This window comes from Kitasatospora sp. HPM-01-4 (assembly GCF_051374625.1).
Lineage (GTDB): Bacteria > Actinomycetota > Actinomycetes > Streptomycetales > Streptomycetaceae > Kitasatospora.
Genome location: NZ_JBPQGP010000005.1, coordinates 720,177 through 743,070, shown reverse-complemented (window position 1 = coordinate 743,070; position 22,894 = coordinate 720,177). Strand labels below are relative to the sequence as shown.

Sequence of the window (22,894 nt, the reverse complement as noted above, 5' to 3'; positions counted from 1 at the left end):
GCGGCGGCCGTGGAGCTCCCCTTTCACGGGGCGGCCGCCGGGTGTGGTCAGTGGAACTGCTCGGCCTCGGTGGAGCCGGCCAGGGCGAGCGTCTCGGCGTTCGGGTTGAGGGCGGTGGAGACCAGGTCGAAGTAGCCGGTACCGACCTCGCGCTGGTGCTTCACGGCGGTGTAGCCGTCCGGGGCGGCCGCGAACTCGGCCTCCTGCAGGTCGACGTAGGCGGTCATGCCGTGCTCGGCGTAGCCGCGCGCGAGCTGGAACATCGAGTGGTTCAGGGAGTGGAAGCCGGCCAGGGTGATGAACTGGAAGCGGTAGCCCATCGCGCCCAGCTCCCGCTGGAACTTGGCGATCTGGTCGTCGTCGAGGGCGGCCTTCCAGTTGAAGGACGGCGAGCAGTTGTAGGCGAGCAGCTTGTCCGGGTACTCGGCCTTGACCGCCTCGGCGAACTCGCGGGCCTGGGCGAGGTCCGGGGTGCCGGTCTCCACCCACAGCAGGTCCGCGTACGGGGCGAAGGCCAGCCCGCGCGAGATCACCGGCGCCATGCCGGGCTCGACCCGGTAGAAGCCCTCGGCGGTGCGCTCACCGGTGCAGAACCGGGCGTCGCGCTCGTCCACGTCGCTGGTCAGCAGGTTGGCCGCGAGCGCGTCGGTACGGGCCACGATCACGGTCGGCACGTCGGCGATGTCGGCGGCCAGCCGGGCGGCATTGAGGGTGCGGATGTGCTGGGCGGTGGGGACGAGCACCTTGCCGCCGAGGTGGCCGCACTTCTTCTCGGAGGCGAGCTGGTCCTCGTAGTGGATGCCGGCCGCACCGGCCGCGATCATGCCCTTGGTCAGCTCGAAGGCGTTCAGCGGGCCGCCGAACCCGGCCTCCGCGTCCGCGACGATCGGCACCAGCCAGTCGGGGCCGTCATTGCCCTCGATGGCGTCGATCTCGTCCGCCCGCAGCAGCGCGTTGTTGATCCGGCGCACCACCTGCGGAACCGAGTTGGCCGGGTACAGGCTCTGGTCCGGGTAGGTCTGCCCGGACTGGTTGGCGTCGGCCGCGACCTGCCAGCCCGACAGGTAGACCGCCTGCAGCCCGGCCTTGACCATCTGCACGGCCTGACCACCGGTCAGCGCGCCGAGCGCGTGGATGTAGTCCTGCTCGTGCAGTTGCCGCCACAGCCGCTCGGCACCGCGCCGGGCCAGGGTGTGCTCCTCGCGGACCGTGCCGGAGAGCCGGACCACCTCCGCCGCGGTGTAGGTGCGCTCCACACCGGCCCACCGTGGATCCGTGGCCCATCGGGCGGCCAGCCGTGCCGCCTGCTCCGCCTGCTGCCGCCGAACCGACTGCGTCATGATCCGCTCCCGGGGATGCTCGTTGACTCGTTGTCTCGCTGACTCGTTGCGAAGGATGTGATGCCACTCGCCTCGCGGATGGTGCGCGGCCGGGTACGCCGGGCGGCGGTGGGGAAACCGCGGGACGTCATCGCCCGGACGGCGAGCCGCCGGGGATGACCGGCCCGGCGGCCCGGCCCTTTCGGAGGTGCTCCGCCCGGCCGCGTCACCGACTCTGGCAGCTTCCTGACGTCCGGTCACCGGTGGACGGGTGCCAACTTCTGCGAACCTTCCGCTGTGAATCCGCGAAGGTTGCGAATGATCGGCTCGGCGGTGTCCGGCTATGCTGCGGGACGACCGGACGGCCCGAAGGCCGGACCCACCCGACGGGCCGGATACGGGCCGGATGTGATCGGAGGCCGTTCGATGGGCAAGACCTTCGCCGGTGCCAGGCTCCGCCGGCTGCGCGAGGACCGCGGACTCAGCCAGGCGGCGCTCGCGCGGATGCTCGACCTGTCACCGAGCTACCTCAACCAGCTGGAGCACGACGCCCGCCCGCTCACCGTCCCGGTACTGCTCCGCCTCACCGAGGCATTCGGCGTCGACGCCGGGTACTTCGCCCCGCCCGACACCGCCCGGCTGACCGCCGAGCTGCGCGAGGGCCTCGGCGGCGAGCTCGCCGCCGGTCGCCTGACCGCCGGTGACCTGGACGACCTCGCCGCCCGCCTGCCCTCGGTCGCCCGGGTGCTGCTGGACCTCCGGCGCAGCCAGCAGGAGACCACCGAACAGCTGGCGGTCCTGGCCGGCGACCGCGGACTCCTCCCGGGTACGGAAGGCACCCGCACCCCGCACGAGGAGGTCCGCGAGTTCTTCTACCGGCGGAGGAACTACATCCACGAACTCGACACCGTGGCCGAAGAGTTGGCCGAAGCCATCGGCCTGCGGCGCGGTGAGGTGCGCAGCGTGCTGGCCGAGCGGCTCGCCACCCGGCACGGCGTACGCCTGGCCACCACCGATGACGACCGCACCGGACCCGACCGGCTGCACCGCTACGACGCCGGTGCCCGGGTGCTGCACCTGTCCTCCCGGCTGCGACCGGGCCAGCAGGCCTTCCGGATGGCCACTCAGCTCGCCTATCTGGAACACGACGGCCTGCTGTCCCAACTCGCCGCCCAGGACGGCCCGGACGGCTCGACCGCCTGGTCCCTGACGCGGATCGGCCTGGCCAACTACTTCGCCGCCGCCCTGGTGCTGCCGTACCGCGTCTTCCATGCCGAGGCCGAGGCGACGCGCTACGACATCGAACGCCTGGCGGACCACTTCGGCGTCGGCTACGAGACCGTCTGCCACCGCCTCAGCACCCTGCAACGGCCCCGCCTGCGCGGGGTGCCGTTCTCCTTCGTCCGGGTCGACCGGGCCGGCAACGTCTCCAAACGGCAGTCCGCGACCGGCTTCCACTTCTCCCGCGCCGGCGGCACCTGTCCGCTGTGGAACGTCTACGAGGCGTTCTCCGCTCCGGGGCGCGTCCACGTCCAGATCGCCGCGATGCCGGACGGGCAGCGCTATCTGTGGACCGCCCGCGCCGTCACCCGCTCACCCGGCGGCTGGGGCAGGCCCGGCAAGACCTTCGCCGTCGGCCTGGGCTGCGAACTGCGCCACGCCGCACGGCTGGTGTACTCCGCGGGCCTCGACCTCACCGAGGAGAGCGCCGCCGCCCCGATCGGCCTCGGCTGCAAGACCTGCGAACGCCCCGCCTGCCCGCAGCGGGCCGCTCCGCCGATCGGCCGCCCGCTCACCGTGGACGAGCACACCAGCACCTTCGTCCCGTACCCGGTCCGCCCGACGACCGGCGACGAGGTGCGGTGACGGCGGGGGAGCGGGTACGCGAAGGGCCCACCCGTGCGCGAGCGCACGGGTGGGCCCGACGGCCTTCTCAGCGGCTGGGCCAGCGGCTCTCGACCTTGGCCAGGCGCCAGTACGCCAGTGCACAGGCCCAGACCACCACGAACAGGCCCACGATGATGAACCCGACGTTGTTCAGGTCGATGCCGGAGATCCAGCCGGTCACCGGATCGGTGAGGTTCAGCTGGTCGTGCAGCACACCGACGAGCTCGATGGTGCCGATCAGGAAGGCGACCGCGATCGACAGGCCGGTGATGGTGAGGTTGTAGTAGACCTTGCGGGCCGGGTTGGAGAACGCCCAGTGGTAGGCGAAGTTCATGAAGGTGCCGTCGAGCGTGTCGAACAGGCTCATCCCCGAGGCGAACAGCAGCGGCAGGCAGAGGATCGCGTACCAGGGCAGCCCGGCGGCGGCACCCGAGCCGGCCATCACCATCAGGGAGACCTCGGTCGCGGTGTCGAAGCCGACGCCGAACAGCAGGCCGATCGGGTACATCTGGCCGGGGCGGCTGATCGACTTGGTCAGCCGGCCCAGGATGCGGTTCATGAAGCCGCGGTTGTCCAGGTGCTTCTCCAGCTCGTGCTCGTCGAACTCGCCGGCCCGCATCGCCTTGAAGACCCGGTAGATCCCGGCCAGGGAGACCAGGTTGAGGGCGGCGATCAGGTAGAGGAAGCTGCCGGAGACGCTGGTGGACACCACCCCCAGCACCTGCTTGGTGCTGGAGTCGTCGCTGGTCAGCGTGGTGACGACATGGGCACCGGTGGCGACCAGGCCGGCCAGTACCACCACGATGGTGGAGTGCCCGAGGGCGAACCAGAAGCCGACCGACACCGGCCGCTTGCCGTCGGCCATCAGCTTGCGGGTGGTGTTGTCGATGGCGGCGATGTGGTCGGCGTCGAAGGCGTGCCGCATGCCCAGGGTGTAGGCGGTGATGCCGAGGCCGAGGCCGAAGACCTGGTTGCCGACGGCGTAGTGGTGCGGGGCGACCATCGCTATCAGGATGCCGAAGGCGGTGACGTGCATGGCGAGGATCACCGCCATCAGTCCGCCGGTGCGGATCCAGTCCTTCCGTTCCCAGCGCAGTGACGGGGCGGCGGTGGCCGCGGCGGGCGCCGGGGCAACGGTTCTGGGCATGGTCATTTCGGGCAGCCTCTCCAGCACCTCGTGGACAGTTCTCAAGCGGTGCCGTGGCCGGTCTCCTGGCTGACGGGTCAAACGCCTCCGCACCCGGCCTTCCCGGACGCACAGCGCCCAGTGACCACCCGCCGGCTCGCGGCGGGACGGTACGGAGACTCCCCGATCACAGTGGCGAGGGCCGCTCCGGACTTCCTGTGACAAGGCACAGGACACCGGTCTTCCCGAACACCACGGCAGCAGTCACCGTAGGGGGCGGGATCACCAGCGCACAAGCCCGCTCAGCTGCGCATGTGTTCGACATCACCGGCGCACGGTAGTGAACCGACGGCGTACTCAGGGCGAGTCGCGGGCCGCGTCGGGGAGTTGACCCGACGCGGCCCGCGACTCGCCAGGTCCTCGGACCCGGGGCGTGCGACCCGGACCTGTCCGGTCGCCGCCGGTCGTCACGCGGTTCCCGGTGCTCCCGACACAAGGGCCACCGCGGCCTCGGCGGTGTGGACCAGGAACGTCAGCGTCTCCTCCAGATACAGCCGGATGGTCCGCTCGTCGTGCGACAGGTAGCCGATCGACACGTCCTGGCCGATGCAGAGTTCGAAGTCGCCGCCCCGGGTGGACAGCAGGAAGGCTCCGTCGATGGCGGGCGCCCAGACGATCTCGCCGTCCAGGAGCCGGGCGAGGTGCTTGATGACCGGGTAGCCGTAGTCGGACGTCTCGCTGACCGCGGTGTACGCGTCGGCGCTCAGCGCCAGCGTGTACGGTTCGCCAACGCCGGCCAGCCGCAGTTCGGTCACGGCCCGGCTGATGCTGTTCGGGTAGTCGCGTGTCTCAACAGGCAGCCTCACGGGCGGATTTGACGAGCTCTCACGGATCCCCGTGATGCCCGCGGCCGGGTAGCCCTCGAACACCGCGCGGTCCTCGGCGAAGGCGATCCGCCGTGCGGCGTCCATCACCGGCTGCCAGTCCGCGTCCTTGGCGCCGCGCGCGACGTCGTCGACCTGCTCGCGGTCGACGGTGAACGGAACGCGCAGCTCCACGATCGGCTGGAAGTGGCGGGTGTGGGCGATGATCCCGTCGGCCGGGGCGTCGGCCGCCTCCAGGTGCCCGGTGCCCACCCCGGCCAGGTGAAGACCGCCTGACGTGGAGACGTCCACGAGCCGGCGGGCGGCCACATGGCGCTCGAACGTGCGTCGCGCCTCGTTCTCCAGGTCGTCCCAGGCGGCGGCGGAGACGGGCGCCAGTTCACGGTGCAGATTGTTCATTGTCGAGACCTCTTCATGTCGCCGATCCCCAGGGACTCATCGGCCGGCGACCGGACACCGGGTGCCGGGTCGGCCTCCGGCTCCCGGTGGCTCGCGCCGGGCGGATCGGGAAGGCCGTCGAGGAAGTCGGCCGTGGGTACGAAGAACAGGGAACCGGTGACCGCGGTGGAGAAGTCCAGGATGCGGTCGTGGGAGGCCGGAGGGTCGCCCAGGAACATACGCGTCAGCATCGTCTCGGTCACCGCCGGGGATCGGGAGTACCCGATGAAGTACGTGCCGAACTCTTCCTCACCCACCCTGCCGAAGGGCATGTTGTCGCGCAGGATCTCGTGTTTCGTCCCGTCCGGATCGACGAGCGTGTTCAGCGCGACATGTGAGTCGGGCGGCTTGATCTCGTCGTCCAGCTCGATGTCGGTCGCCTTCCGACGTCCGATCACCAGCTCCTGCGCCTCGGTCGGAAGGGCTTCCCAGGCGGGGAGGTCGTGCAGGTACTTCTGCACGATCACATAACTCCCGCCGGCGAACCGCGGGTCCTCGTCGCCGATCAGGACCGCCGCACTCGCCGCCCGGCCCACCGGGTTCTCCGTCCCGTCGACGAAGCCGAGGAGGTCGCGCTCGTCGAAGTACCTGAATCCATACACCTCGTCACATACCGTGACAGCGCCGCGGAGACGGTCCATGAGCTGGGAGGCCAGCGCGAAGCACAGGTCCATCCGTCCGGCCCGGATGTGGAACAGCAGGTCACCGGGCGTCGAAACGGCGCGGTGTCCAGGCCCCGCCAGCTCGCGGAACGGGTGCAGCTCGGCCGGGCGCGGCCCGCTGAACAGCCGTCCCCAGACCTGTGACCCGATGCCGGTGACACAGCTCAGCATCCCGTTCGGCGCCCGGAAGCCGACGGCCCGCTGCAGCCCGGAGAGATCGGACAGCAGCCCTCGTACGACCGGCTCACCGCCGGGATCGACCGTCACCACCAGAAAGATCGCCGCCGCCGTCAGCGGGGACAGCACCGGCTGCGGTACGGGCTCCCGGGAGAGTACGGCCATGGCGACACCCCTCCCCAGTCGTCGTGAGCAGGGCACGGAGAGGCGGCCGGGACGGGCACCTGTCCGATGGGCGCTCCGCACCGGCCCGGGGACGGAAGCACCGGCTCGGGGCGGACGCGCCGGCCGACCGGCGGGAAGCGGACCCGGCCGGAGGCGCCCTCTCACCATAAGGCGGCCGGTGCGGCAGCTGCCACCGGTGGACCAGCGCTGCGACGGCAGGCCCGACGGCCGCCCCCGCACCCGCCCTGAATGGGACTTCGCGGCCGTCCTCTAGAGTTCTTCCGTCCCGTACGCGCGTCTGTGGCCCCGGCTCGGCGGCGCGTGCCCAGTCTGCCCACGGGCCCGACCGAGGAGCGACCGTGACCGACGCGGCGTCCATATCCCTGCAGCAGGAGATCGCCCGGGATCTCCAGGTGAGCCCGTCCTTCGACGCACATCAGGAGATCGAACGCCGAGTGGCCTTCCTCGCCGACCGGTTGACCTCCACGGGCCTGCGCTCGTTGGTGCTGGGCATCAGCGGCGGTGTGGACTCCACGACCGCCGGCCGGCTGTGCCAGCTCGCGGTCGAGCGGGTCCGTGCCGCCGGGCGGGAAGCTACGTTCTTCGCGATGCGGCTGCCGTACGGCGTGCAGGCCGACGAGAAGGATGCGCAGCTGGCCCTGGAGTTCATCCGGCCCGACCGGGTCCTGACCGTCGATGTGAAGCCCGCCGGCGACGCCGCGATGGAGGCGGTGTCGGCCGGTGGCACGGTCTTCCGTGACGCGCACCACCGGGACTTCGTGCACGGCAACATCAAGGCCCGGCAGCGCATGATCGCCCAGTACGCGGTGGCGGGCGCGCACGAAGGCCTGGTGGTGGGCACCGACCACGCCGCCGAGGCGATCTCCGGCTTCTTCACCAAGTTCGGTGACGGCGCGGCCGACGTGGTCCCGCTCACCGGCCTCACCAAGCGGCGGGTACGGGCCGTGGCACAGGCTCTGGGTGCGCCGTCCGAGCTGGTCTGGAAGACCCCGACCGCGGACCTGGAGACACTGGACCCGGGCAAGCCCGACGAGGACGCGCTCGGCGTCACCTACGACGACATCGACGACCTGCTGGAGGGCAAGCCGGTCGGTGAGGCCGCCTTCGAGGTCATCGTCCGCCGCTACCGGCTCACCGAACACAAGCGGCAGCTGCCGATCGCCCCCTGAGCCGGCCCCCCTCGTTCCCGGGCAGCGTTCCCGGGCAGCGGCAGCGCACGGGAACGGCCGGGCACGGCGTCGGGGATCGGGGCAGACCGCCCTCGTCAGGACCGGAATACCCCGGTCAGGACGTCCCACCAGCTGCGTCGCTCCTGGCGGACGGCGGCAGGTGGGACGGGGGGTTCCGGCGCGGGCGCTTCCGTGGCGGGCGCTGCGGAAGCGGGCGCCTCGACGGTGGCCGACTCGGGTGACTCGGCGGCCGCAGGCTCGGCGACGGGCGCTGCGGCCGTGGGTGCTGCGGCGGCAGGCGCTGCGGAAGCGGGCGCCGCGGACGGCGTCGCCGGCTCGGTCGTGGGATCGGCGGGTTCGGCAGGTTCGGAGACCACCGCCTCCGCCTTGGCCGTCCGCGGGGTGAAGTCCACCGGGATATCGACCAGATGCCGGGACAGCCAGGCCGAGGTCCTGGTCAACTCGTACTCGGGAACCGAGAGTTGGAGGTCGGGCAGGCGCGTCAGCAGGATGTCGATGCCGGTCTCCGCGATGGCCCGGCCGATGTCCTGACCGGGGCACTCGTGCGGGCCGCTGCCGAAGGACAGGTGCGAGCGGTTGCCGAAGAGCGGCTTCGACGGGTCGGGACGGACGGCCGGATCGACGTTGCCGGCCGCGAGACCGAGCAGGAGCATGTCGCCGGCCCTGATCCGCCGGCCGCCGAGTTCGGTGTCGCCGGTGGCCCAGCGGCCCGCTACCAGCGACATCGGCGGGGCGTCCCAGAGGACCTGGTCCAGGGCGTCGGCCAGGGTCATGTGGCCGCCGGACAGGTGGGCGCGGAACCGCCGGTCGGTGAGGACGAGCTTCAGGGTGTCCGCGATCAGGTTGACGGTCGTCTCGTTCGCGGCGAGCAGCACCACCCGCAGGTGTTCCAGCACCTCGTCGTCGGTGAGCCCGGCGTCGTGCCGCATCAGCCAGGTCACGAGATCGTGGCCCGGTTCCTCCCGCTTGCGCTCCATCATCCGGCGCAGCGTCGCCACGACGTAGTCGTTGCTGGCGATGGCCGTCTCGGTGCCCTTCATCAGGTCCCGGGCGGCGTCGACCAGCCGTGGCCCGTAGTCCTCGGGCATCCCGAGCAGCTGCGTCATGACGAGCATCGGCAGGCGTTCGGCGAACTGGGCCACCAGGTCGGCCTGGCCGGTGGGCCCGAACTCCTGGATCAGCTGGTCGGCGTAGCGGGTGACGTAGCGGCGGACACCGCGCCGGTCGAAGCGGTTCAGACCGTCGGTGACCGCCCCGCGCAGGCGCTTGTGCTCCTCACCGTCCGCGAACACGCACAGCGGCTGCCAGGCGATCACCGGCATCAGCGGGGAGTCCGGTGTGACCAGGCCGTTCTGGAAGGCGGTCCAGCGGCGGGAGTCCCGGGAGAACCGGGAGGGCGTGCGCATGGCGGCGAGGTTCGCCGAGTGGCCGAGGACCAGCCACGCCGGGAGGTCGCCGTGCAGCAGCACGGGCGCCACCTCGCCGTGCTCGGCGCGCAGCTTCTCGTACAGGCCCGCCGGGTCGGCCTCGGCCTCCGGTCCGTACAGGCGCCGCAGGCCGTTGGGGCCGAGCCCGTGCGCGGGGCACCCGGGCGGCGGGGTGAGGGAGGCGTCGTCAGGGAACGGGGTGGTCACGGTGTCTCCGGGGTCGGGGCGGGGCAGTCGTCGGGGGAGCGGTGGAGGTGGTCGCGAGGCGTCGTCGGTGCGGCCGGCGCCTGGTCGCCATCGGCGGGCGGTGGTCGGCCGGGTCCCGGCCGGGCGCCAGCGGGTGGAGCGCGACGGGCGCCAAGTCGCCCTGGCCAAGCGGCGGTTGGCCAGGGGCGGCGATCACCCCACGGGCGGGGCCGAGAGCTGGTACAGATAGCGCATCAGGGTCAGCAGGACGTCCCGGCTGGACTCGCGCGTCCGGGCGTCGCACGCGATGATCGGCACCTCGGGCGGCAGGTCCAGGGCGGCCCGCAGCTCCTCGGTCGGGTAGGCCGGGGACTCGGGGAAGTCGTTGGTCGCGACGACGAAGGGCACGCCGCGGTCCTCCAGCCGTCCGATCACGTCGAAGCTGACTTCGAGCCGGCGGGTGTCGACCAGCACGACCGCGCCGAGGGCTCCCTCGAACAGGCCGTTCCAGAGGAACCAGAACCGCTCCTGCCCGGGCGTGCCGAACACGTACAGCACCAGTTGGTCGCTGATGCTGATCCGGCCGAAGTCCATCGCGACCGTGGTGGAGGTCTTGCGCTCGACCCCGGCGGTGTCGTCGACCTCCGCGCCGGCCTGCGTCATCGTCTCCTCGGTGGTCAGCGGGCGGATCTCGCTCACGGAACCGACCAGGGTCGTCTTGCCGACGCCGAAGCCGCCCACGATCACCACCTTGACCGCCGCGGCGGCCGAGGCCGGGAGCAGGTCCGCGGCCTGCGGCCCCACCACGGTCTCAGAGCCTCTGAAGTCCATGGATCACTGCCTCCAACAGGGCTCGGTCGGGAAGGACTGCCTGCGGGACGGGGGCGCGGGCCTCGATCCGTCCCTCGGCGAGGAGGTCCGCCAGCAGTACGGCGACCACGCTCGCCGGCAGCCGCAGATAGGCGGAGATCTCGGCCACGGAGAGCGGCGAGCCGCAGATACGCAGGATCGCCGCGTGCTCCGGCTGCATCATGGGCGTCGGCTCCGAGCGGGAGACGACCAGCGTGACCAGGTCGAAGGTGGTCTGCTCGGCCAGACCGCTGCGGCCGCGCGTGATCACATAGAGACGCTCGGGGGCGCCTTCGTCCCAGTCCTGGTCGGCCGCACTCATGCGCCCGCCCCGCTCCGCTCGGCGGCCGCCCGGCACAACGCGCAGGTCTCGACGACTCTGCCCGGGCCTTCTGCCGGGGGGATCCCCGGGCCGCGCTCGCTCATGCGACCTGCTCGCCGTTGCGCGGAGGCGTGCTGAGGTGCTCGCCGATCCGTGCGACCAGGTCCCGCATCCGCTGGCCCACCAGCCCCGCGTCGACGCCCTCGTCGGCCAGCACCGCGAGGTAGGCCCGGGGGCCGGCCGCCATCAGGTAGAAGAAGCCGCCGCTCACCTCGATCACGACCAGGCGCATCCGGCCGTCGCCGTGCGGGAACTCGTGCCCCACCGCCGTGGCCAGGCTCTGCAGGCCGGCACAGGCGGCGGCGAGGCGGTCGGCGGTGTCGGGGTCGGTGCCGTACTGGGCCATCCGCAGGCCGTCGGCCGACAGCACGACGATGTGACGGGTGTACGGGACGCCGTCCGCCAGCTCCTTGAGCATCCAGTCCATGTTGGTCCGCTGCTGAATCACTGCTCGCCTTTCCCTGCCGACTCTTCACTGGTGTGGTCGGCCGCACCGGTGGATGGCGCATGGCCGTTCACCCCCTCGTGGAACGCGGCCAGCCACATTCCGGGCTGCACCGGCTCCTGGGCCGACTCCGGAACCGAGGGGGCCTCGGGAGTGCCCTTCCAGGAAGCCTGGGCGCGGCGGCGGCGCTGTGGCAGGCCGTTCGGGGTCCGCTCGCTGACCACCGGAATCTCGCCGCCCGCCGGGTCCGACCCCGCGAGGGCCCCCAGGGAGGATCCGAAGGACGACCCCCTGAAGGAGGCGGATGCCGTCGCCGACCCGCGTGACCGCAGCCCGGTCCCCGGCCGAGGACGGGCGGCCGGGATCGGACGGGGGCCGGAGGCGACGCCGATGCCGTGGGCCCGGCCGGTGGCCGGCGCCGTGGTGATGAGCTTCTGCGGCACGATCAGCACGGCGCGCACACCGCCGTAGGCGGAGGGGCGCAGCGAGACCTGGAACTCGTACGCCCGCGCGAGCCGGCCGACCACGGCCAGGCCGAGCCGGGGGGTCTCGCCGAGGTCGTTGAGGTCGATGCCGGACTGCGCCTCCCTGAGCATCCGCTCGGCGCGCTCCCGGCCCTCCTCGCTCAGGCTGAGGCCGCCGTCCTCGATCTCGATCGCTATGCCGGTCTGCACCTCGACGGCGGTCAGGTGGACTCTGGTCTGCGGCGGCGAGTAGCGGGTGGCGTTGTCCAGCAGTTCGGCGACCGCGTGGATGAGCGGCTCGACGGCGGGGCCGATCACGGCGACCTGGGACACCGGGTGCAGGTCGACCCGCTGGTAGTCCAGGATGCGCGAGATGCCGCCGCGGAGCACGCTGTACAGCGGTACCGACCTGCTCCACTGCCGGCCGGGGCGGGCGCCGCCGAGGACGGCGATGCTGTCCGCGAGGCGGCCGATCAGCGCGTTGCCGTGGTCCAGCAGCAGCAGGTCGTCGAAGACGGCCGGGTCGTTGCCGTGCCGGTCCTCCATCTCGCGCAGGTCCTGCGCCTGCCGGTGGACGATCGCCTGCACACGGCGGGCGATGTTGACGAAGGCCCGCTGGGTGGACTCGCGCATGCCCTCCTCGTTGTCGACCGCCTCCAGGACGGCGCGCAGCACCGAATGCCGGGCGGCCAGGAACTCCGGTCCCACGGTGGGGTCATGGGAGTCGTAGGTCTTCAGCACGTCCTCGGTGAACTCGCCGTGCTTGAGCCGGGCGATCGCGTCGGGCAGCGCGGCCTTCGCCAACTCGGCCGTCTCGACCGCCTGCCGGGCCAGCCGGCGGCGCAGCTCGTTCTCCTGCTGCGCGTACCGCTCGCGCAGGCTCGCCAGTGCGCGGCCCCGGCGTGCGGCCTCGGCGGCCACCACGGCCACCGCCACGGTGGCCGCCAGCCCGCAGCAGGCGACTGCCGCGCGGGCGTCGGCGGAGACCAGCGACGCGGCGAGGACGGCGGCGGCCGCCGTCACGACCGAGGGCAGGAGCCACACGAGAACAGGCGCGGAGGGCCGGCTTTCTGGTGACGGTCCAGCACGAAGCATCAGCATCCTCAAAGGATCGAAAGACTTAGGGGGACGGACGGGCGGTGGCCGGCTCCGGAGGCGTGGGGCAGTGTTCGGCATACGGCCCGGTGCCTGCGGCGACCCTCATGACCTGGTGCGACGGCGATGCGGTGGGCTGAGCCGGAAGTAGCATAGCCGGTTTCACGAACTATCTGACAAAGAGTCAAATATGCTTCCTTATCGCTGACTTGATGATTTTCGGATCGAATGTCACGGGTATTCCGGACGCCGTTGGTAAGTGTCCGGACAACGTCCCTGGTCCGCAGGCCGGGCCCGGCGTCGGCACCAGGCTTGCCCGCCCCGGGGTTGTCCCACCGGAGTCCGAGGCCGGATTCGCTCATGAGGTGGGTCCCCCGGGGAACTTTCCGCGCAGCGGGGTGATCCGTGGTATTGCGGGATCCACGGTCCGGCTCGGGCGCCGGTGGCGGGCGCCGGTACGGACGTACGGCTTCACCGTCCGCGCTGCGCCGTGCCTATGCCGTGCCTGTGCCGTCATCGAGGCCTCGACCCGGCTGGACGCGGGGACCGTCGAGCGGCGAGTGGAAGGGGTGTTGGCGGTGCCGCCGGTGCCCTACGGCCCTGCCGGGACCTGCTTGCGTCCGGCCTGCGTACGGCTGACGTCTCGATGACGCGGACGGGAGCCGCCGTGCCGCGCCGCCCGAAACCCCGGCCGGGTCGGCGGTGTTGTGCCGATCACTTCGCCCTGGAGTTGTCGGCCGCCCGCAGAAATGATCAGATGAGCCGGCCCGGCGCCGTCAGGAGGGCACGATGCGCCTGCTCAGTCTGATCGAGGGAGAGCCTCGACTCGCCGACGGGGACGTACTGATCCGCCGTCCGATCACCGAGGACGCGGCCACTCTGCTGGCTGGGACCAGGGATCCGCTGGTACGCGAGTTCATGCAGGCCGTCATCCCGCACCGGGACCTGGCCGCCGCCGAGCGGTGGATCGAACAGGTCCCGCCCATGCTCTGGACGGAGAACCGGGCGGCGTACTTCGCCGTGGTGGACGGCGGCGGATCGGCGGTAGGGTGGGCCGAACTGGTCGACCTCAGGCCCGAGGAGGGCAGCGCCGAGGTCTCGGTGTGGCTGCTGCCCGCCGCGCGCAGCCTGCGGGTCGCGACCAGCGCGCTGCGTCTGATCTGCCGTTTCGGCTTCGAGTGGTTGGACCTGCGGCGAATCGACGCCTACGCTGCGGCCGAGAACATGCCGAGCCAGGTGACGGGGGCTTACATCGGGTTCCGCCGGGCGGGATACCGGCCGGGCCTGTTCCGGAGTTCGCGTACCCACGAGCTGCACGACGCGGTGTACGCCACCCTCGTTCCGGAGGACCTCTGCTGACCTCCGGTCAATCACGCTTGTTGACAAGGGAAGTGGGCCACATGCCGGAAACAGTGGGATCAGCCGAAGCCGTGCCGCAGCACGGTCTCCAGCTCAGCCATGGCACCGAGCAGACTCCGGGCGGCCGGTGCGAACTGGTGCTGGGCTTCGACGGTGCGTTCCGGGTCACCGCCGGGGGCGGCAGCCGCAGCGGACGGGTGGATCCCGCGCTGGTCCAGCGGATCCTCGGCGGACTCGGCCCGACCGGCACCCCCGTGACCACCCGGGACGAGGCCGACCCGGCGCGCCGACTGACCGTCACCGGCCCGCCGGACGGCGCCGACCGCTCCTGGACCGACGGCACCGGGCATCCGGTGCCCCAGACCGCGCGGCTGCTCGACGCGCTGGCCGTGCAGGCCCTCGACCCCACCGCACCCGCCGGCCTGCCGGGAGCGCTGCTGACCCTCGACCCGGCCGAGGCCGGCGCCCGTACGGTGGCCGCCGTCGGCACCGTGGCGGGCCGCCCGGCCTACGCGCTGGCCAGGCGGAACGGGTCGTTCGGACTCGCCGCACTCGACAACGCCGAGTCCCTCGGCGGCTCGGACGCGGAGGCGGGTCTGCTGCCGACCGCCGTCGCACTCGGCAGTGCGGGCGGCCGCTCGCTGTTCGCGGTCGGCGGGACGGACGGCTCGGTGCAGGCCTGGGACGCCACCACCGGAGAGGTGCTGCACGGCACCACCGGCGGGGAGGGCGCGCAGGCGGTGGCCGCGAGCGTCACCCGGGGCGTGCCGGTGGTCTTCTCGGCCGGACGGGAGGGCGATCTGCGCGCGATGCGCGCCGACAACGGCCGGGTGCTCGGAGCCCTCCCGGTGGGCGGCCGGGGCGCGGCCGTCCTGTGCGCCGCCCGCTGCGCGGAGCTCGACCTGCTGGCGGCGGGCGGAGAGGACGGCACGGTCCGGGTGTGGGACGTCGCCTCCGGCGAGCAACTGCACCTGCTGGTGGGCCACCTGGGACCGGTCCGGGCGCTGGCCGTGCTGAGCCTCGGCGATCAGGCCGTGCTGGCCAGCGGCGGTGCCGACCGGCGGATCCGTCTCTGGGACCTGGCCACCGGGCAACCGGTGAGCGAACTGGACGGACACACCGGGACCGTCACCGGCCTCGACTTCCTCGACCTGGACGGCAGGCCGACCCTGGCCTCCTGCGCCCTCGACGGCACCGTCCGCACCTGGGACGTCTACCAGGGGAAGGCCCTGCACGGCTGGCCGGCCGGAGAAGGCTGGCTGACCGGCCTCGTCGCGGTACCGTCGGTGGCCGGCGCGGTCCTGGTGGCCGGTCAGGAGGACGGGCGGCTCAGCCGCTGGGCCGCCGCCACCGGCGCACCCCTCGGCGTCTTCGGCGCAGCCGACTCCACCGCGTCGCCGGTCTCCGCGCTCGCGGCGGGCGAACTCCTCGGGCGGCCGGTGATCGCGGCCGGCCACGGTGACGGCACGCTGCGCCTGTGGGACGCGGCGGTGGGCGCCGAGCTGTACACGCTGGCGGCGGAGGGCGGGCCGGTCTCCTCCCTCTCCGTCACCGGGGAGGGGCCCGAGGGACCGGTCCTGGTCTGCGGGACGGCAACGGGTTCGGTGCGCTGCCACGCACTGCGCGACGGAACGCCGTTCGCCGTGCCCACCCCGCACGCCGCGGCGGTGGTCGGTCTCGCCTTCGGCCCCGGCCTCCTCGCGGACGACCCGGCGGTACTCGTCTCGGCCGGCCGGGACGGCACCGTACGGGTGCGGGACGCACTCGGCGGCGGACCGCTGCTCCGGCTGACGACCGGTCAGCAGGGCGTCACCGCACTGGCGCTCGGCGAGGTCGACGGCCGCCGGATCCTGGCGACCGGCGGAGCCGACCGCACCGTACGGCTCTGGGACGGCGGCAGCGGCCAGGCCGGACCGGTGTGCGACGGTCTGGCGGCACCCGCACAGGCACTGGCCTTCGCGCAACTCTCCGGCCGATCCGTGGTGATAAGCGGCGGCGCCGACGGAACGGTAGCGGTCTGGAACGTCCACGACGGCAGCCGGATCACCACCCTGACCGGCGGCAGCGCACCCGTGCGGTCGGTGGTCAGCCGCGAGTTCGACGGCGAGGCGCTGCTCGCGACCGGGGACACCGCGGGCACGCTCCGGCTGTGGCACCTGGCCAGCGGTGAGCTGCTGAACGAGGCTCCGCTCGAGCAGGCTCCGCTCGCCATCGCCTTCGGCGAAGCCGGACTCCAGGTGGTGGGCCCCGGCGGGGTCACCACGGTCTGAGCCGGCATCCGGCCGGATGCCGCGAGGACCGGGCGGGCCGTCCGACACGCGCGGCGGACGGCCCGCTTCGCCTCCGTGAACGCCCAAGTCACAGCCGTGATCGAAGAATCGGAGGACGAGTCGGACGCCAGGCCCGGAGCTCGGCGGGGAGACCGCCCGCGATAGCCTTGCCCACTGGATGCGCATGCGACCCAGGGGGAGGGCCCAGTGATATTCCGGCTGCTCGGAGCTGTCGTGGTGGACGGCGAAGCCGGAGAACTCCCGCTCGGCCCGGAGAAGCGGCGCAGCCTTCTCGCACTGCTGCTGCTCCGCCGCGACCGGGCCGTCTCGGTGGCCCAGCTGACCGCGGCGATGTGGGCCGACGAACCGCCCGCCAACGCCCGTTCGGTGGTGCAGAGCCATGTCTCCCGGCTCCGCGCGCTGCTCACCGAAGTGCGTGCGGGCCGGTACGGGGTGGTGCTCGCCACCGAGGGCGACGCCTACGTCCTGCGCGTCCCCGACGGACTGCTCGACACCGACCTGTTCGAGGAACTGGTGACGGCGGCCCGCCGCGAGGAGCGGTCCGCCGAAGCCGTCGACGTCCTGCACCGGGCCCTTGCCCTGTGGCGGGGGCCCGCCCTCACCGGCACGGTCGCCAGCCGGACGCTGGAGGCCTGGCGGCAGACCCTGGAGGAGCGCCGGCTGACCGCCGTCGAGGAGCTCGCCTCCCGCTACCAGGCACTCGGGGAGCACACCCGAGCCGCCGAACTGCTGCGCGGCGAGGCCGTCGCCCACCCGATGCGCGAGACGCTGGTCGCGGCCCTGGTACTCGCCCTCTTCCGGGCGGGCCGGCAGTCCGACGCGCTGGACTGGTACCACCACACGCGGCGCCTGCTCGCCGAGCAGCTCGGGGTCGATCCCGGCCAGGCGCTGAGCGCGGCGTACGCGAGCATCCTGCGCGGCGAGGACGAGGCGACGGAGCGCGGACAGCCCGCCGCCGCTCCGTCCGCACCCGAAGCCCACCCTTCCCTGCCCGCCGTCAGCCCCACGGCCGGCTCCGCGGCGTCAGGGGCCGGCGGTCCGCACGGTGCGGAGCCGATCGTGGACCTGCTGCCCCGGGCACCCCGGGGGTTCTTCGGCCGGGCCGACGAACTCGAAGCCCTGGCCGAGGACACGGCCCCCGGCCAGGACGGAGCGATATGCCTGGTCACCGGTCCGGCCGGGGTGGGGAAGACGGCGCTGGTCCTGCACTGGGCGCACCGGCAGACCGCCCGGTTCCCGGACGGCCTGCTCTTCGCCGACCTGGGCGGCTTCAGCGACCAGCCGGGCCGTGAACCCGCCGAGACGGTCGGCGAGTTCCTGCTCGCCCTCGGTGTGGCACCGGAGGACCTGCCAGGCCCGCTCGCGGCCCGCTCCGCGCTGTTCCGCCGCATCACCGCCGACCGCCGGATCCTGGTCGTCCTGGACAATGTGCGCGAGTCCGCACAGGTCAGGCCGCTGCTGCCGGGCGGCACCGCCTCGGTGACCGTGGTGACCAGCAGGAACCGTCTGCTCGGACTCGTCGCCTCGGACCTCGCCCGGCCGTTGCCGCTGAGGGCACTGGACACCGAGGAGGCGACCGCCCTGCTGGCCCGGGTGCTCGGTGCGGCCCGGGTCGCGGCGGAGCCGGACGCCGCCCGCGCGGTGGCCGCACTCTGCGACGGCCTGCCGCTGGCACTGCGGATCGCCGCAGCGAAGATCGCCTCCGACCCGCGCCGCCGGATCAGCGCCATGGCGGAGCAACTCGGGCACGCCCAGCGGAGGCTGGCCCGGCTCGCGGCCGAGGAGGTCAGCGTCGCGACCGCGCTCAGGTTCTCCGTCGAACAGCTCCCGGAGCCCGCCGCCGACCTGTTCCGGCTGCTCGGCCTGCACCCCGGCCCCCGGGTGGACCGGTACGCGGCCGCCGCACTCGGCGACATCCACCCGGACGCGGCCGCCGAGGTGCTGGAACAGCTCGCGGCGACCCACCTCGTCACCGAGACGGACGACGACTGCTACACCCTGCACGACCTGGTACGGCTCTACGCCCGGGAGTTGGTCGGCCAGGCCGCGCCGGCCGACCGGCGCCGCGCCCTGGACCGGCTCACCGACCACTACCTGCACACCGCCCTGGCGGCGGCGGCCGCCGCCGAACCGGGAAGCCGGCTCTGCTGCGACCCGCCGATGGACGGCTACCGTCCGCCGCTGGTCGCGGAGTTCGCGGATCCCGGGGCCGCGCTGTCCTGGTTCGCGAGCCGGCGGGAGACGCTCGCGGCCGTGAGCTCGACCACGACGCCCGAACGCCTGTGGCGTCTGGTCCTGTTGCAGTGGCCGCTCATTCTGCGCCGGGTCAGGGACGGCTGGGTTCCCCAGCTGGAGAAGGCGCTGCGGGCGTCCGTCGAGGTCGGTGACGCGGATGCCGAGAGCCGGGTGCGCGCGCTGCTCGGCTGGGTGCTGACCGCCGAGGACCGCCTGCCGGAGGCACTGGAGTGCGTGGCCCCGGCCCCGGAACTGGCCCTGCGGGCCGGGAGCGCGCCCGGGCAGTCCATCGCCCTGATCAACCTGGCGGTGGTCCAGGCCGCGATGGGTGACACCGAGGGGGTGGGCGCCGGGCTGTCGCAGGCCCTCGAACTGGCCCTCGCCGCCGACCACCGGCACACGGCGGCGCTCGCGATCCAGCACCTCTCCCGCTACCTGCTCGACACCGGCCGTCCGGAGGAGGCGCTCGAACGGGCCCTGTACGGGCTGGAGCTGATCACCGGCGAGGTGCCGGCCGTCCGACGGGTGCTGCTGCACACCACCTGCGGCGAGGCGCTCCTCACCCTGGGGCGCCCGGCCGAGGCGGAGGACCGGCTGCGGGCGGCCTTCGCGGAGGCCGAGCGCGTCGGGCAGGACGAGGGCGCGGCCGAGGTGCTGCTGGCGGTGGCCCGAGCGGCGGAGGCGGCCGGGCAGCCGGCCGCCTCCGCCGGCTACCGGCGCTGTGCGGAGCTGCTCACACCTCGTTGACCTGCGCGGATCCGGTATCGGCGGCTGGCGGCGGTTGTCAATGGCTGACGGTGGTCCGTCAGTGGAGCGTTAGCCAGGCGCATGCGGGATGCAAACGGGCCCCCGGAGCATGGGCGAGTACGGCAGACGTGAAGTTCTGCCTTCGGCCCCGCATGTCCGTGCGGGAGCCGTCGCGCGCGCGAGCGTCCGGGGCCGGTCCTGTTCCGTAATCGGGGGTTTACGGCGTGACCGACCCGGTCCGGGTGTGTCCTTGCGAGGTGCCCGGCCACGGCCTGAGGCGCCTGCGCCTCAGACCGTGTGCAGGCCGGTCCGGGCTGCGACGGAGCCGGGGCCGGGTGGTTGACGTGAGGGGGCGTGGGCAGATGGCTGGCGATTCGGTCTGGATCGACCTGGACGAGGTCGAGGCGGCGGCGAAGTCGATCCGGGGGATGCTGGAAGAACTGACCGGACCGGCCAATCACCTGGAGGCGGTGGCCAAGCAGGTCAAGGCCACCGTGTACGGCACGGATCTGCTCGGCAAGGCGCTCCAGGGCGGAAGCTCGTCGGTGGGCGGCCTCGCGGAGCACCAGGAGCAGGTGCTGGCGGGTATCCGGACGTTCCTGCAGAACTCTGAGGCGATGGCGCAGAACCTTCTGACGATGTGTCAGAGCCACCGGGCCAACGACGAGTTGCACGCCGCGGATCTGAACCGGGTCCACCCCGGCAGCGCCGCGCCGCCGGCCGGCCCGATCGCTCCGGTGTCGGGTGCCGCCGAGCCGTCGCGGATGCCGTCCGAGCCGGCCACTCCACCGGTCTCCGCACCGGCTCCGGCCGCCGAGACGAGCTACCACAACCCGCAGGCCCCCACGCTGGACTACGACAAGCCCGCGCCGAAGCCGGAGCCGGGGCCGCGCGGCGGCGGTGGGCGTCAGCCGTCCCTGATCTGACGCGTCACCGGTCCTCCGTCCCAGTCGCTGTGTGATTCCCGGGTAGTCCGCCCAAGAAAGTGATTTGTCATGATCGAGCTGCCGCCCGACCTCGCCGAGGTGCTCAAGACCGTCCAGAGCAACGAACACGGCGGGGACATCGCCTTCCCCAACGGCAACGAGGATCTGCTTGCTGACCTGGCTGCGGCCTGGGACAAGTGGAACTCGGTCGCGGACAGCCACATCCAGGGGATCGTCGCGAGCGCCCAGCGGGCGATGGAGAACATGTCGGGCCAGGCGGCCGACACGTTCCAGCAGTACCTGGAGAAGTACTCGGGGCGCGACGACTCGCACGCCGCGACGACACTGAGGGCGGGCCACACGGTGGCGCAGTCCTTCCACGGTGCCGTGGAGGCGGTGACCGGCACCAAGAGCGAGATGATCCGCGAACTCGAGTACGCGAAGGAGTACCTGGCCACCCACCCGGGCGGCAAGCACGACGACGTGGCGCAGTCCGCGGGGGTCAAGCAGGCCGCGCAGACGTACCACACCTACATCGGTGAGGTGGGCTCCAACGTCGACTCGATGCTGCGGCAGAGCGCCGGTCACATCGAGGACATGGCGGGTGCGGGGAAGAGCTGTGCGCTGCCGGGAGCGGGCGGGGGCGCAGGTGGTGGCGGTACCGGTGGCGGCGGTGTCGGCGGCGGTGCGGGGACGATGTCCGCGCCCGGTACGGGGCTGGACAGCGTGGCGCTTCCGCGCGTACCGGGAGTGGGCAGCGAGGGCTACGGTGTCGGCGCCGGGATCGGTGTCGGTGTCGGCGGTGGTGCCGTCGGTGCCGACGGCATGCCGCTGCCGCCTGGAGTGCCGACGGCGCCGGGGATGCCCGGGATGCCGGGAGTATCAGCGGTGCCGGGAGCGCCGGTGACCCCGGGGGTCTCGGCGATGCCGAGGGTGTCGACGGTACCTGGAATGCCTGGAACGCCAGGGATGCCGGTGATGCCGGGGATGCCTGGGGTATCGGGGACGCCGGTGATGCCGGGGATGCCCGGGGTATCGGGGACGCCGGTGATGCCCGGGATGCCTGGCGTATCGGGGACGCCGGTGATGCCCGGGATGCCCGGGGTATCGGGGACGCCGGTGATGCCCGGGATGCCGAAGGCGCCGGATATGCCTGCGATGCCCGAGGTGCCGGTGATGCACGGCGGCCAGGGGGGTGTGAAGCCCCAGTGCCTGCAGCCGTTCGTGCCGCCGGCGCCGATCGTGCCGTCCATCGGATCGGTCGACCAGAACGGGCTCCCGGTCTTCAAGCCGCTCCCGGTCCACCCGACTTCGGGTCCCGGACTGAGCCTGGCGGGTCTGCCCGGCTTCGATCCCGGTACGGGGCCGGGCGGTTCGGGCAGCCTGTCGCCCTTCGGTGGCGGTGGGGGCGCTGGTTCGCTGGGCCTCGGTGGCGGTGGCGGCGGCGGTTCGCTGGGTCTCGGTGGTGGCGCCGGGCTGGGCGGGCTCGGTGCCGGTGGGCTCGGCGCACTCGCCGGTGGCGCGGCCAGTGCCGGCGCCGCGCTGGGCGGTGCGGCCGGTGGCAGTGGTCTTGCGGGTGGCCTGTCGGCCGGTGGCAGTGGACTCGCCGGCGGAGCGGCCGGGTCCGGTGCCGCGCTGGGCGGTGCGGCCGCAGCAGCCGGGAGTCGGTCGGTCGGCAGCGCCGGCCTCGCGGGCGGTTCCCGAGGAGCGGCCGGCTCGGCTGCGACCGGGATCCAGGGCGCGAGCATGGGGCACATGCCGGGTGTCGGTGCTGCCGGTCGAGGTGGGTCCAAGGAGCGGAAGAGCGGCAACCGGTTCCTCCGGCCGACCCGTTTCGGCAGCGAGCACGAGGAAGACGAGCAGCTTCCGCGCGGCGAGGCCGGGATCCTCGGCCAGGCGGCGGAGATGGAGACCGGGGACCGCAAGTGGCAGCAGGCGCGCAGGCGTTGGATGGACGACGCTCGTACGGAGGCCGGTGTCCAGAGCGTGGCCCCGCACGAGGAGGCCGCAGCGGCCGAGTCGCAGTCCGCCAAGGAGAACACGCTGCTCACGCAGCTGGCCGGAGCGATCCTCGGGACGGACGCGGTGGCAGCACCGGCCGGCGGCACCGAGACCGAAGCGGCCGCCAACGGCTCCGACGCGCCGTCCGTCAGGTCGGGCAGGAGCGACAAGGGTGACAGCTCGGACGGGGCCGGGAGTCCGGCGGCCTCGGAAGACTCCTACCTGGACCGTGCGCGCCTGGCGGCCGCCCGCAGGGGCCGTCCCGACGAAGCGGCCACGGCGGCCACAGCGGCCGTGCCCGGCTCCGCCTCGGCCGGTTCGGCCGGCTCGGCCGGTTCCGCTGCTCCGGCGGTTCCGGCGGCTCCGGCACCCATCCGGGAGGAGGGCGGGTACCAGGTGCCCAGTCCCTTCCTCCGCGCGGCCCTCACCCGGCTGGCCGCAGCCCAGACATCGTGACACTTCTCCCGGCCGGAGGAGCGGGTGCCAGGTGCCCGGCCCGGTTCGCCGTGCGGCTTCCGCCCGGCTTGACGCAACCCGGCGCCTGACGGTGACGGCCCACACGCCAGCCCCGAACGGCCGGTCCCCGGACCGGCCGATGACCATCTCGACGAGGGAACA

General features: G+C 72.9%; 16 protein-coding genes and 1 riboswitch. Of the genes, 7 read left to right on the top strand and 9 right to left on the bottom strand.

The window, feature by feature from the left end:
- Positions 1-47: 47 nt before the first annotated feature.
- Positions 48-1,340 (bottom strand): isocitrate lyase, encoded by a 1,293-nt coding sequence (gene aceA, locus ACSMTC_RS03090; RefSeq protein WP_436558077.1) that lies wholly within the window; start codon positions 1,338-1,340, stop codon positions 48-50.
- Positions 1,341-1,745: 405 nt separating this feature from the next.
- Here aceA and ACSMTC_RS03085 point away from each other — a divergent pair, with 405 nt between their 5' ends.
- Entirely contained in the window at positions 1,746-3,185 is a 1,440-nt protein-coding gene (locus tag ACSMTC_RS03085) for a short-chain fatty acyl-CoA regulator family protein (RefSeq protein WP_436558076.1), read from the top strand.
- A 67-nt stretch (positions 3,186-3,252) separates the two neighbouring features.
- Here ACSMTC_RS03085 and nicT read toward each other — a convergent pair whose 3' ends face one another.
- The 3 genes from nicT to ACSMTC_RS03070 all read right to left on the bottom strand — a co-directional run bounded on the left by nicT (position 3,253) and on the right by ACSMTC_RS03070 (position 6,658).
- Positions 3,253-4,359 (bottom strand): Nickel transporter NicT, encoded by a 1,107-nt coding sequence (gene nicT, locus ACSMTC_RS03080; RefSeq protein WP_436558075.1) that lies wholly within the window; start codon positions 4,357-4,359, stop codon positions 3,253-3,255.
- A gap of 32 nt (positions 4,360-4,391) precedes the next feature.
- Positions 4,392-4,604: riboswitch (cobalamin riboswitch) on the bottom strand.
- A 195-nt stretch (positions 4,605-4,799) separates the two neighbouring features.
- Positions 4,800-5,615: a family 1 encapsulin nanocompartment shell protein gene (locus ACSMTC_RS03075; RefSeq protein ID WP_436558074.1), complete on the bottom strand. Its 816-nt coding sequence runs from the start codon at positions 5,613-5,615 to the stop codon at positions 4,800-4,802.
- Positions 5,612-6,658 (bottom strand): Dyp-type peroxidase, encoded by a 1,047-nt coding sequence (locus ACSMTC_RS03070; RefSeq protein ID WP_436558073.1) that lies wholly within the window; start codon positions 6,656-6,658, stop codon positions 5,612-5,614. Before ACSMTC_RS03070 ends, ACSMTC_RS03075 begins: the two co-directional genes overlap by 4 nt.
- 359 nt (positions 6,659-7,017) lie before the next feature.
- Between ACSMTC_RS03070 and nadE the strand changes: the two genes are divergently transcribed.
- Positions 7,018-7,848 (top strand): ammonia-dependent NAD(+) synthetase, encoded by an 831-nt coding sequence (nadE, locus tag ACSMTC_RS03065; protein WP_436558072.1) that lies wholly within the window; start codon positions 7,018-7,020, stop codon positions 7,846-7,848.
- Positions 7,849-7,943: 95 nt separating this feature from the next.
- On the opposite strand, the gene ACSMTC_RS03060 is transcribed toward nadE, so the two are convergent.
- The 5 genes from ACSMTC_RS03060 to ACSMTC_RS03040 all read right to left on the bottom strand — a co-directional run bounded on the left by ACSMTC_RS03060 (position 7,944) and on the right by ACSMTC_RS03040 (position 12,717).
- Positions 7,944-9,503, bottom strand: a complete 1,560-nt coding sequence (locus ACSMTC_RS03060; RefSeq protein WP_436558071.1) for a cytochrome P450 — start codon at positions 9,501-9,503, stop codon at positions 7,944-7,946.
- A 192-nt stretch (positions 9,504-9,695) separates the two neighbouring features.
- A complete protein-coding gene (locus ACSMTC_RS03055) occupies positions 9,696-10,313 on the bottom strand; it encodes a GTP-binding protein (protein ID WP_436558070.1) in 618 nt (205 codons plus the stop codon).
- Complete coding sequence (locus ACSMTC_RS03050) at positions 10,294-10,653, bottom strand: DUF742 domain-containing protein (RefSeq protein ID WP_436558069.1); 360 nt, start codon at positions 10,651-10,653, stop codon at positions 10,294-10,296. Before ACSMTC_RS03050 ends, ACSMTC_RS03055 begins: the two co-directional genes overlap by 20 nt.
- 100 nt (positions 10,654-10,753) lie before the next feature.
- Positions 10,754-11,161 (bottom strand): roadblock/LC7 domain-containing protein, encoded by a 408-nt coding sequence (locus tag ACSMTC_RS03045; protein WP_436558068.1) that lies wholly within the window; start codon positions 11,159-11,161, stop codon positions 10,754-10,756.
- Entirely contained in the window at positions 11,158-12,717 is a 1,560-nt protein-coding gene (locus ACSMTC_RS03040) for an ATP-binding protein (protein ID WP_436564580.1), read from the bottom strand. Before ACSMTC_RS03040 ends, ACSMTC_RS03045 begins: the two co-directional genes overlap by 4 nt.
- A 789-nt stretch (positions 12,718-13,506) precedes the next feature.
- Here ACSMTC_RS03040 and ACSMTC_RS03035 point away from each other — a divergent pair.
- The 5 genes from ACSMTC_RS03035 (at position 13,507) to ACSMTC_RS03015 (ending at position 22,732) form a co-directional block, all read left to right on the top strand.
- Positions 13,507-14,076 (top strand): GNAT family N-acetyltransferase, encoded by a 570-nt coding sequence (locus ACSMTC_RS03035; RefSeq protein WP_436558067.1) that lies wholly within the window; start codon positions 13,507-13,509, stop codon positions 14,074-14,076.
- Positions 14,077-14,117: 41 nt separating this feature from the next.
- Positions 14,118-16,346: a WD40 repeat domain-containing protein gene (locus ACSMTC_RS03030; protein ID WP_436558066.1), complete on the top strand. Its 2,229-nt coding sequence runs from the start codon at positions 14,118-14,120 to the stop codon at positions 16,344-16,346.
- 207 nt (positions 16,347-16,553) lie between these two features.
- Positions 16,554-19,349 carry an AfsR/SARP family transcriptional regulator gene (locus tag ACSMTC_RS03025; protein WP_436558065.1) on the top strand — a complete coding sequence of 932 codons (2,796 nt, stop codon included), beginning with the start codon at positions 16,554-16,556 and terminating at the stop codon, positions 19,347-19,349.
- A gap of 362 nt (positions 19,350-19,711) precedes the next feature.
- A complete protein-coding gene (locus ACSMTC_RS03020; protein ID WP_436558064.1) occupies positions 19,712-20,275 on the top strand; it encodes a hypothetical protein in 564 nt (187 codons plus the stop codon).
- Positions 20,276-20,344: 69 nt separating this feature from the next.
- On the top strand, positions 20,345-22,732 hold the full coding sequence (locus tag ACSMTC_RS03015; RefSeq protein ID WP_436558063.1) for a WXG100-like domain-containing protein: 2,388 nt from the start codon (positions 20,345-20,347) through the stop codon (positions 22,730-22,732).
- The last annotated feature ends 162 nt before the right edge of the window (positions 22,733-22,894 follow it).

Bases quoted from the DNA above. Each gene is read 5' to 3' on its own strand.
- aceA (WP_436558077.1), bottom strand. From the start codon at position 1,340: ATGACGCAGTCGGTTCGGCGGCAGCAGGCGGAGCAGGCGGCACGGCTG.
- ACSMTC_RS03085 (WP_436558076.1), top strand. From the start codon at position 1,746: ATGGGCAAGACCTTCGCCGGTGCCAGGCTCCGCCGGCTGCGCGAGGAC.
- nicT (WP_436558075.1), bottom strand. From the start codon at position 4,359: ATGACCATGCCCAGAACCGTTGCCCCGGCGCCCGCCGCGGCCACCGCC.
- ACSMTC_RS03075 (WP_436558074.1), bottom strand. From the start codon at position 5,615: ATGAACAATCTGCACCGTGAACTGGCGCCCGTCTCCGCCGCCGCCTGG.
- ACSMTC_RS03070 (WP_436558073.1), bottom strand. From the start codon at position 6,658: ATGGCCGTACTCTCCCGGGAGCCCGTACCGCAGCCGGTGCTGTCCCCG.
- ACSMTC_RS03055 (WP_436558070.1), bottom strand. From the start codon at position 10,313: ATGGACTTCAGAGGCTCTGAGACCGTGGTGGGGCCGCAGGCCGCGGAC.
- ACSMTC_RS03050 (WP_436558069.1), bottom strand. From the start codon at position 10,653: ATGAGTGCGGCCGACCAGGACTGGGACGAAGGCGCCCCCGAGCGTCTC.
- ACSMTC_RS03040 (WP_436564580.1), bottom strand. From the start codon at position 12,717: ATGCTTCGTGCTGGACCGTCACCAGAAAGCCGGCCCTCCGCGCCTGTT.
- ACSMTC_RS03035 (WP_436558067.1), top strand. From the start codon at position 13,507: ATGCGCCTGCTCAGTCTGATCGAGGGAGAGCCTCGACTCGCCGACGGG.
- ACSMTC_RS03030 (WP_436558066.1), top strand. From the start codon at position 14,118: ATGCCGGAAACAGTGGGATCAGCCGAAGCCGTGCCGCAGCACGGTCTC.
- ACSMTC_RS03020 (WP_436558064.1), top strand. From the start codon at position 19,712: ATGGCTGGCGATTCGGTCTGGATCGACCTGGACGAGGTCGAGGCGGCG.
- ACSMTC_RS03015 (WP_436558063.1), top strand. From the start codon at position 20,345: ATGATCGAGCTGCCGCCCGACCTCGCCGAGGTGCTCAAGACCGTCCAG.